The following is an 8,602-nucleotide window of genomic DNA, read 5'->3' as shown; positions in this document are numbered from 1 at the left end:
ATCCTGGGCCTGAAGACCAGGGCCGTCACCACGCTCGGCACCGACGACATGGGCGACTGGTTTCTCGCCAAGCTGAAGAAATACGGCCTGGAGACGAGCCTCGTTCGCCGCGACGGCAGCGTCCAGACCTCGTCCACCATCCTGCCGGTGCGGCCGAACGGCGAGCGGCCGGCATTGCATGTGCCGGGCACTGCCACCTTGTTCGAGGTCGCCGATGCCGATCTCGATGCCGCGCTCGATGCGACCGTCGTCCATGTCGGCGGCACCGGGCTCCTGAAGCGCTTCGATGGCGAACCGACCGTCAGGCTGTTGAAGCGCGCCAAGGAGCTTGGACGCGTCACCACCTTCGATCTCATCCAGGCGACGCCCGAGACGTGGAAGCTGGTCGAGCCGTGCCTTCCTTACATCGACTATTTCGTGCCCAGCATCGACGAAGCCGGCGAAATGGCGTATGACCGCGATCCGGCCCGCGTCGCGGCCTTCTTCAAGGCGAGAGGCGTGAAGAACTGCATCATCACGCTGGGCGCCGACGGCGTTCATGTCTCGCCCGAACATGGCGAAGATTTCCATCTGCCGGCCTTCGAGGCCGAGGTCTTCGACACAACGGGCTGCGGCGATTCCTTCACGGCGGGCATCATCGTCGGCGTCGTCAGAGGTTGGGACCTCAGGCAGTCCGCGCGTTTTGCCAGCGCGGTCGCCGCCAAGGTGGCGATGGGGCTCGGTTCCGACGGCAAACTCGTTTCATTCGACGACACGGTCGCGGCGATGAATTCGCTTCCGGTCAAGACATCAAAGGTGGAAGCAGCATGACCATTCTTCCTGAAGCCAAGGGCAAGACGGCTCTCGTCACCGGCGCCAGCCGCGGCATCGGCAGGGCGCTCGCGAAGGGGCTTGCCGAAGCCGGCTTCGATGTCGCCATCACCGATCTGCCGTCGCAGGCGGCGGAACTCGACGTGACCAGGGGCGAGATCGAGGCCGCGGGCCGCAAGGCCTATGTCTATAAGATGGACGTCAGCAAGAAGAAGGACATCGAGGCGACCGCGCAGGCCCTGCTTGAAGAGGCAGGCAGCATCGACGTGCTGGTCAACAACGCCGGCATCCTCAAGCCCAGCCTGCTGCAAGATCTCGACGAGGCCAATTGGGACGCGCATTTCGACGTCAACGCCAAGGGCGTGCTGATGATGTGCCAGGCGGTGCTGCCGCATATGCGCGCCAGGAAGTCGGGCAGGGTGATCAACATCGCTTCGATCGCCGGCCGGCAGGGCGTGCCGACGCAAGGCCACTATGCGGCGACCAAGGCGGTGGTGATCACGCTCACCCGCGTGCTGGCGCAGGAGGTCGGCATGGACGGCGTCACGGTCAACGCAATCTGCCCCGGCATCATCCTGACCGAGATGGGCAAGAACAATCTGGGAAGCGAAGCCGCGATCCGCCATTGGGAGGACGTCGCGGCGCTGAAGCGCCTCGGCGCGCCCGAGGATATCATCGGTCCGGTGCTGTTCTTCGCCTCGGACCTGTCGGCCTTCGTCACCGGTCAGGCGCTGAACGTCGACGGCGGTATCTACTACCACTGAGGCTTGCAGCGGTGGCCTGGAGGCTCGCTCTACAGCCGCGGCCCCGCCACCATGCGCGCGACGCGCGCCATGTCGGCGCTCATCTCGCGGTCGTCGTCGAGCGGGGCGACCAGCGCCCGCACGGCTTCGTAGCTGCGCCGCGGTCCTTCGCCCATCGAGTCCAGCACGCCGCGCAACTGCACGCCGGTGGCCGCGAAGATCAGCTCCATCGCCACCAGATAGCGCAGGCGCTCGATGATGCCTGCCGTCTTGGCCACGACGCGCGGCGCCATCGACGACTGGTCCTCGACGCCGTCCGAAATGGCCAGGGGGCTGAGCGACATCGGATTGGCGAGGTGCCGGATCTCGGCTTCGAGCGCGGCGACCGGCTTCTGCAGTTCCGCAAAGCCCTGGCGGCTGCCGCCTTTCGCCGACAGGAAGCGCGGCAGTTCCGCGACCGTCGGCGACATCAGCTTCATCGAGCGGTTGGCGGTGCCGACCGCGCAATGCGCCAGCGCCTGGCCCAGATTTTCCCAGGTCAGCGTGAAGGCGGTCAGGTCGAAATTGCCGTTGGAGACGACGCGCTCGGCCTCAGGCAGGATGACCGGATTGTCGCCTGAATGGCCAAGCTCGATCTCCGTCGCCAGTTTCGCCTGCTCATAGGCATGGAGGAGCCCGCCCCACACTTGCGGCACGCAGCGGAAGCTGAGCGGATCCTGCAGGCGCCGCGCGGCGTTGTCGTGCCACAGCCCGCTGCCCACAAGCTCGGCCCGCAACCGCGCGCCGATCTCGACTTGGCGGAAGGCGGGCCGCGCCGCAAGCGCATCCTCGTCGATGGCCTTGAGCGACGCCCGGAATGCCTCGTAGTTCAGCGCCACCGCCGCCAGCGACCAGTCGATCAGGCAAGCGACCTCCTCAAGCGCGAGGCACGCCGTTCCGGTCGAAAGGCTGTTGGCGACGATGATGGCGTGGCCGTCCTTCTCGCGCAGGTCGAGCGGTTCGAGCCCGGCGAGCTTGAGCGCCTCGGCCGATGGCATGATCCTGCCCTGATATTCGCTCTCGCCGTCGCCGCGCAGCGCCCGCGCCAGATGGCCGAGCGGCGCGAGGTCCGCTGCGCCCACCGAACCCCAGCTTGGAATGACCGGATGGACGCCTGCGTTGAGCGCCGCGAGCAGGCCGAGCACCACACCCTCCGAGGTGCCGGTGCCGCCCGCCGCCATGCCGCAGATGCGCGCGACCATCAGCGCCCGCACCGCCTCGGTCGGCAGCGATGGACCGGCGCCCATCGAATGGCTGAGCGGCACACTGTGCTGGAACGCGATCAGGTCCGCCTGCGCCAGCGGCGTGTCGACACAGGCGCCGAGCCCGGTGGTGACGCCGTAGAGGGGCTTGCCGAGTTGGGTAAGATGTTCGATCAGCGCCCTGCTTGCGCGGATGCGGCGCATGGCTTCCTCGCCGAGCACGAGCCGGGCATTGCGCCGCGCGATCTCGGCGACATCTTCCGTGCTGAGCGGCTTGGCGTCGAGAACGATCACTCTGGCTGTCATCGGGCTATTCCTTGGGCCTCCGGGAATGGTGGCCGAACGAATGCAGGATATCCGGCATCGCAGCCGGCCATTGTCGAAAATCCGCCGTCGCGATTGCCGTTATCTTTCTTCAGCTAGCGGCGCGGCGGCGACAAATGCCCGGTACGGGAAACTTTTGCGCGACTGGTGATTTTGGATATGCTGCGGATCCAAACTGCCAGAAGGTTGCCGTCGATGATGAAGTACCTGACCCTCTCTGCGCTCGTGCTGGCCACGGCCGCGACCGTGTCCGCCCAAGCGGTTGCGGGCGAAAGGCATCATCATCGCCATTATCAGCCGGTCGAGCGCGAGCGCTACGTTCCGGCCAGCGACGATCTTCTCTATCAGCTCTTCGGCGGTCCGCGTTACTACGACCGGCAGCTGTTCACCACCGCCGCTGGCGCTTGCTCCTACGGCCGCGTCGCGCCGGACGCGAATGCGATCAACAAGATCAACGACCACCATTGCGGGAAGTAGCCTTCGACCCATACTGACGGGTGCACACATTCTCGCGAAACATTGTATACAATACCTAAGAAAGATGTTGACAATCCGCCCTAGGCGGTTTCCCTTAACGCTATCCGCGCAGCCTTTGAGCAAAACACAAAGCGCGATAACAAGGGGAACTACTGATATGATCAACCGTCGCTCGACTCTGAAATCCATGGCGCTCGGCGCCGTCTCGACCCTGGCCATTGCCGCTGTCGGCATTTCGTATGCGCAGGCTGAAAACAAGGAACTGAAAATCGGCTTTGTCGGCGTCACCAGCGGCCCGGCCGCCGCCTGGGGCACCTCGAATGTGCGCTCGATGCAGACGCGCGCCGCCTGGTTAAACGAGACCGGCGGCGTCAAGATCGGCAACGACACCTACAACATCAACATCGTCACCTTCGACGACCAGAAGGACCCCAAGCGCGCCATCGCCGGCATGGAGAAAATGGCGCAGGAAGGCATCCACTATGTCGTCGGCCCGAATGTCGATGACGGCGCCGCCGCGGTGCGCCCGGTCGCCGAGGCCAACGGCATCATCTATTTCCCCTACGCCTTCCCCAAGGCGCTCTACCAGAAGCCGGCTTCCAATGCTGTGCTGGGCATGATCGCCAATTACCAGTCCGGTCCGGCGATCTATAGATATCTGAAGGAAAACAAGGGCGTGAAGAAGATCGCCTTTGTTGCGGCGAATGAATCCGACCCGCTCAGCCAGCGCGACTCCGGTGTCGAGGCGGCAAAGGCTCTCGGGCTGGAAGTCGTCGCCCAGAACGACACCTACCAGAACGACACGCGCGATTTCACCCCGGTGCTGACGCCGATCGTCGCCCTGAAGCCCGATCTGCTCGTCCTGTCGGGCGTTGCGCCCGCCAACGCGCCGCTGCTCATCCGCGCCGCGCGCGAGCTTGGCTATGAAGGTCTGATCTCGACGGAAACCGCGCAGGACGCCAAGGTGCTGGAAGAGGGCGCCGGCGAATACGCCAACGGCTTCATCTCCGTCGGCGGCGCCTCCACGCCGGAGATCGCTTCGGACGAGATGAAGGAATTCGTCACCCGCTACACCAAGATGTTCGGCGAATACAACGACGAGTCCAACACCAAGGTCTACGCGCTGGAATACATCCTCGACACGCTGAAGGCCAATCCGGCGGCCATCAGCGATGTCGCCGAATTCAAAAAGACCATGGACACCTTCACCGCGCCCAATCCCTTCCTGAAGGGCGACGCGAAGCTCAGCTATGTCGGCGCGACGTCCTTCGGCCAGAAGCGCCAGCTCTCGGTGCCGATGGTGGTCAACGAATACAAGGACGGCGCTTTCCAGACCCTGTTCGTCGGCTCCGTCGACTAGCGTAACCTTCGAGCGTATTTCCTCAAGCTTGCCATGGGGTCCGGTCGATAGGCCGGACTCGATGGAAGATCGAAGGTATCCATGGAACAGGTCATCGCCAACGGATTGTATCTCGGTGCCCAATATGCGCTGATCGCGCTGGGGCTGACCCTGATCTTCGCCCTGATGAACGTGCTCAATTTCGCCCACGGCCAGATGTATGTGCTGGGCGGGTTCATCACCTACACCGTCTACGGCCAGCTCGGCCTGCCTTTCGTGGTGGCGCTGCTCGCCTCGGGCGTGACGCTCGCCGTCATCGGCGCGCTGATGGAGAAATTCCTCTTCCGAACCGTCATCCGGCGCAGCCATCGCGAGGAAAGCACCATGCTACTGGCCGCCGCGACCGCCTTCTTCTTCGACGCCGTCATCCTGCTTCTGTTCGGCGAGAAGCAGCGCGGCGTTCCCAAAATCGTCAAGGGCGTGTTCAACGACGTTGGCATCATCATGCCCTACGACCGCATCGTCGTCGGCGCGCTGGCGATAGTCTTCATCGCGGCGTTCGTGCTCTACATGCAGTACAGCCGGGTCGGCCGCGCCATGCGGGCGCTTGCACAGGACCGTGTCGCCGCCCAGCTTATGGGCGTCCGCGTTGACCGCTATTCGATGATCGGCTTCGCCATGGGCGCCATGCTAGCGGGCGTCGTCGGCGGGCTGCTGGTCACCATCACCGGTGTCAATTCAGGTATTGGAGGGCCGATCTCGATCAAGGCTTTCCTGATGGTGATGATCGGCGGCGCCGGCGTTGTCGGCGGCGCGATCGCCGGCGGTTTCATCCTCGGCATGATGGAGTCGGTCGGCCTCACCGTGCTGCGCGAATATGGCGACGTCACCTATCTCGTCATCTTCGCCGCCCTGATGGTGTTCCTGTCGGTCCGCCCCAACGGGCTGATGGGCAAGCCCTGGGGTTGATGGCGCCATGACCGTCAATCGCAACACCAGGATCGCCGCGGTCGTCGCCTTCCTCGCGATCGTCTTCATCGCCGTGCCGGCTGCGATCTCGTCGAGCGGCCGCTTCGACCTCTACTACACGCTGACCTCGGTGGCGCTGCTCAGCATCGCCAGCGCCGGCGTCTGGCTCACCTTCTACATCGGACGCATCAATATCGGCCAGGGCGCCTATGCGCTGATGGGCGGCTATGTCTCGGCCATACTGGTGATGAACCATGGCTGGTCGTTTTGGCTGACGCTGCCAGCCGCAGGCCTGTTCTGCGCCGCCGCAAGCGTGCTGATCGGCCTGCCGATCCTGCGCCTGCGCGGCGTCTATTTCGCCATGGTCACGCTGGTGCTGACCGAGGTTGCGCGCCTGCTCGCTCTGGCGCTGCCGATCACCAACGGCGCCAAGGGCATCGTCAGCATCCCGCTGCCCGGCGCGCTGTCGGTCTTCGGCATCACGCTCATCCCCGATTTCGCCACGCTGCAGAATTCGCGGCTCGCCTTCTACCTGCTGGCGGTTACGCTGATGGTGGTCTGCTTCGCCATCATGTACCGGCTGGTCAATTCGCGCATTGGCAAGCTGTGCCAGTCGCTGCAGCAGAACGAGGAGCTCGCCTCCTCGATCGGCGTCAACATCGCCTATCTGCGCGTCATCGCCTATGCCGTCTCGTCCTTCTTCGGCGGCGTTTCCGGCGCCATCTTCGCCGCCATCTCGCAGTCGATCTACCCGTCGAGCTTTACGGTCACCGATTCCGTCAACTTCATGCTGAACTGCTTCCTCGGCGGCCTCGGCTATGTGTTCGGTCCGATGCTCGGCACGCTGGTGCTCTATTTCGGCTGGGACCTTCTGTTCCAGACCGGCCAGTTCCAGCTGCTCATCTATTCCGCCCTGATGATCGTCCTGATGCTGGTGCTGCCCAACGGCCTGCTCAGCCTTGCCGAAACGACCCGGAAGAAGGGTTGAGCCATGGCCGAAATGCTCGAGGTCTCGCGTCTCACCAAACGCTTCGGCGGTCTGGTCGCGGTCAACGACGTCTCCTTTTCGGTGCGCGAGAAAGAGATCCTGTCGGTGATCGGTCCGAACGGCGCCGGCAAGTCGACTTTGTTCAAGCTGATCTCGTCTTTCCTGCGCCCGACGACAGGCGAGGTGCGCCTGAAGGGCGAACGCATCTCCGGCCTCGCGCCGCACATCGCCGCCCGCAGGGGCGTGGTGCGCACCTTCCAGGAAACCACCATCTTCAAGAACATGAGCGTGCGCGACAACGTCATCATCGCGCACCATCTGCGCTCCAAGGCGAGCCTGTTCGGCTTCTTCCTCGGCACCGGCACGGCAAAAGCCGACGAAGCGGCTTTCGGCCAATCGGCCGATGAGATTCTGGCGCTGCTCGGCCTCTCCTCGCTAGCTTATGAGATTGCCCGCAACCTGCCGCATGGCCATTTGCGGGCGTTGGGCATCGCCATCGGTCTCGCCACCAATCCTTCCATCCTGCTGCTCGACGAACCCTTCGCCGGCATGAACCATGACGAAACGATGCGCATGGTCGAGATGGTGCGGCGTCTGCGCGAGCGTGGCCTGACCATACTTCTGGTCGAGCATGACATGCCGGCTGTGATGAAGATTTCGGACCGGCTCGTGGTGCTCAATTTCGGGCAGAAGATCGCCGAGGGAACGCCGTCGGAGATCCAGGCCAACGACAAGGTGATCGAGGCCTATCTCGGCAGCGAAGACGAGGCGATCGGCCTATGAACCAGATCCTGAACTTCGCGAATGTCGAGCTCTATTACGACCACGTCTACGCGCTGAAGGGCGTCTCGCTCGAGGTCAACGAGGGCGAGACCGTCGCGCTGATCGGCGCCAACGGCGCCGGCAAATCGTCGATCCTTCGCGCCATCACCGGCCTGCGCAAGATCCGGTCCGGCGAAATCCATTACAGCGGCAAGCGGATCGACGGCGCCGCGCCTGACGAGATCGTCAAGATGGGTATCGCCATGGTGCCGGAGGGACGCCGCGTCTTCCCCTATATGTCAGTCAGGGACAACCTCCTGATGGGCGCCTTCACGCGCACCAGCAAATCCGAGATCGCCGCATCGATGGAGATGGTGCTGGGCCGCTTTCCGCGGCTCAAGGAACGCTTCTCGCAGGCCGCCGGCACGATGAGCGGTGGCGAGCAGCAGATGCTGGTCATCGGCCGCGCGCTGATGGCGAAGCCGAAACTGTTGCTGCTCGACGAGCCGTCGCTGGGCGTCGCGCCAAAGCTCGTCCAGGACATCGCCCGCTCGATCGTCGCCATCAATCGCGACGAGAAGGTCAGCGTGCTCCTGGTCGAGCAGAATTCGCGTATGGCGCTGCGCATCTCGCAGCGCGCCTATGCGCTGACCACCGGCAGTGTTGCGCTGAGCGGCAACTCCGCCGAACTGCTGACCGACGACCGGGTCAAGCGTCTTTATCTCGGCGGCGAGATCTGAGGCTGATTGGCATGCGCATTCTCGTCATCAACCCCAACACCACCCAGTCGATGACCGCCAAGATCGGCGAGGCGGCGGCAAGCGTCGCCTCCGGCCCGACAGAGATCGTCGCCGTCAATCCCGCCGACGGCCCGCCGAGCATCGAAGGTTATTTCGACGAGGTCTTCGCGATACCCGGCATCATCGCCGAGATGGGCAAAGCACAGGCC

10 protein-coding genes are annotated in these 8,602 nt (G+C 64.0%); 9 read left to right on the top strand and 1 reads right to left on the bottom strand.

Going from position 1 to position 8,602, the window contains the following annotated elements:
• Together EOA24_RS18935 and EOA24_RS18930 are read left to right on the top strand one after the other, a co-directional pair.
• Window positions 1–810: sugar kinase (locus tag EOA24_RS18935; RefSeq protein WP_133374549.1), on the top strand; the 810-nt coding region annotated here is incomplete at its 5' end.
• Entirely contained in the window at window positions 807–1,574 is a 768-nt protein-coding gene (locus EOA24_RS18930) for an SDR family NAD(P)-dependent oxidoreductase (protein ID WP_126078733.1), read from the top strand. The genes EOA24_RS18935 and EOA24_RS18930, both read left to right, overlap by 4 nt.
• 29 nt (window positions 1,575–1,603) lie before the next feature.
• On the opposite strand, the gene hutH is transcribed toward EOA24_RS18930, so the two are convergent.
• Window positions 1,604–3,100: a histidine ammonia-lyase gene (hutH, locus tag EOA24_RS18925; protein ID WP_126078732.1), complete on the bottom strand. Its 1,497-nt coding sequence runs from the start codon at window positions 3,098–3,100 to the stop codon at window positions 1,604–1,606.
• A gap of 213 nt (window positions 3,101–3,313) precedes the next feature.
• On the opposite strand from hutH, the gene EOA24_RS18920 reads away from it, so the two are divergent.
• From EOA24_RS18920 to EOA24_RS18890, 7 genes are all read left to right on the top strand, one after another.
• The gene (locus EOA24_RS18920) at window positions 3,314–3,595 is read left to right on the top strand and encodes a hypothetical protein (protein ID WP_126078731.1); all 282 of its coding nucleotides are present in this window, start codon (window positions 3,314–3,316) and stop codon (window positions 3,593–3,595) included.
• A gap of 157 nt (window positions 3,596–3,752) precedes the next feature.
• The gene (locus EOA24_RS18915; RefSeq protein ID WP_126078730.1) at window positions 3,753–4,955 is read left to right on the top strand and encodes an ABC transporter substrate-binding protein; all 1,203 of its coding nucleotides are present in this window, start codon (window positions 3,753–3,755) and stop codon (window positions 4,953–4,955) included.
• 81 nt (window positions 4,956–5,036) lie between these two features.
• The gene (locus EOA24_RS18910) at window positions 5,037–5,903 is read left to right on the top strand and encodes a branched-chain amino acid ABC transporter permease (RefSeq protein ID WP_042638857.1); all 867 of its coding nucleotides are present in this window, start codon (window positions 5,037–5,039) and stop codon (window positions 5,901–5,903) included.
• 7 nt (window positions 5,904–5,910) lie between these two features.
• Entirely contained in the window at window positions 5,911–6,891 is a 981-nt protein-coding gene (locus EOA24_RS18905) for a branched-chain amino acid ABC transporter permease (RefSeq protein WP_126078729.1), read from the top strand.
• A 3-nt stretch (window positions 6,892–6,894) separates the two neighbouring features.
• A complete protein-coding gene (locus EOA24_RS18900; protein WP_126078728.1) occupies window positions 6,895–7,674 on the top strand; it encodes an ABC transporter ATP-binding protein in 780 nt (259 codons plus the stop codon).
• A complete protein-coding gene (locus EOA24_RS18895) occupies window positions 7,671–8,393 on the top strand; it encodes an ABC transporter ATP-binding protein (protein ID WP_126078727.1) in 723 nt (240 codons plus the stop codon). Before EOA24_RS18900 ends, EOA24_RS18895 begins: the two co-directional genes overlap by 4 nt.
• Window positions 8,394–8,404: 11 nt before the next feature.
• A partial coding sequence (locus EOA24_RS18890) for an aspartate/glutamate racemase family protein (RefSeq protein WP_245501820.1) occupies window positions 8,405–8,602 on the top strand: 198 nt, incomplete at its 3' end.

Origin of the sequence: Mesorhizobium sp. M2A.F.Ca.ET.039.01.1.1, from assembly GCF_003998035.1 — a bacterium.
In the GTDB taxonomy this organism is placed as follows: Bacteria; Pseudomonadota; Alphaproteobacteria; order Rhizobiales; family Rhizobiaceae; genus Mesorhizobium.
This window is presented reverse-complemented; position numbering and strand designations above follow the sequence as displayed.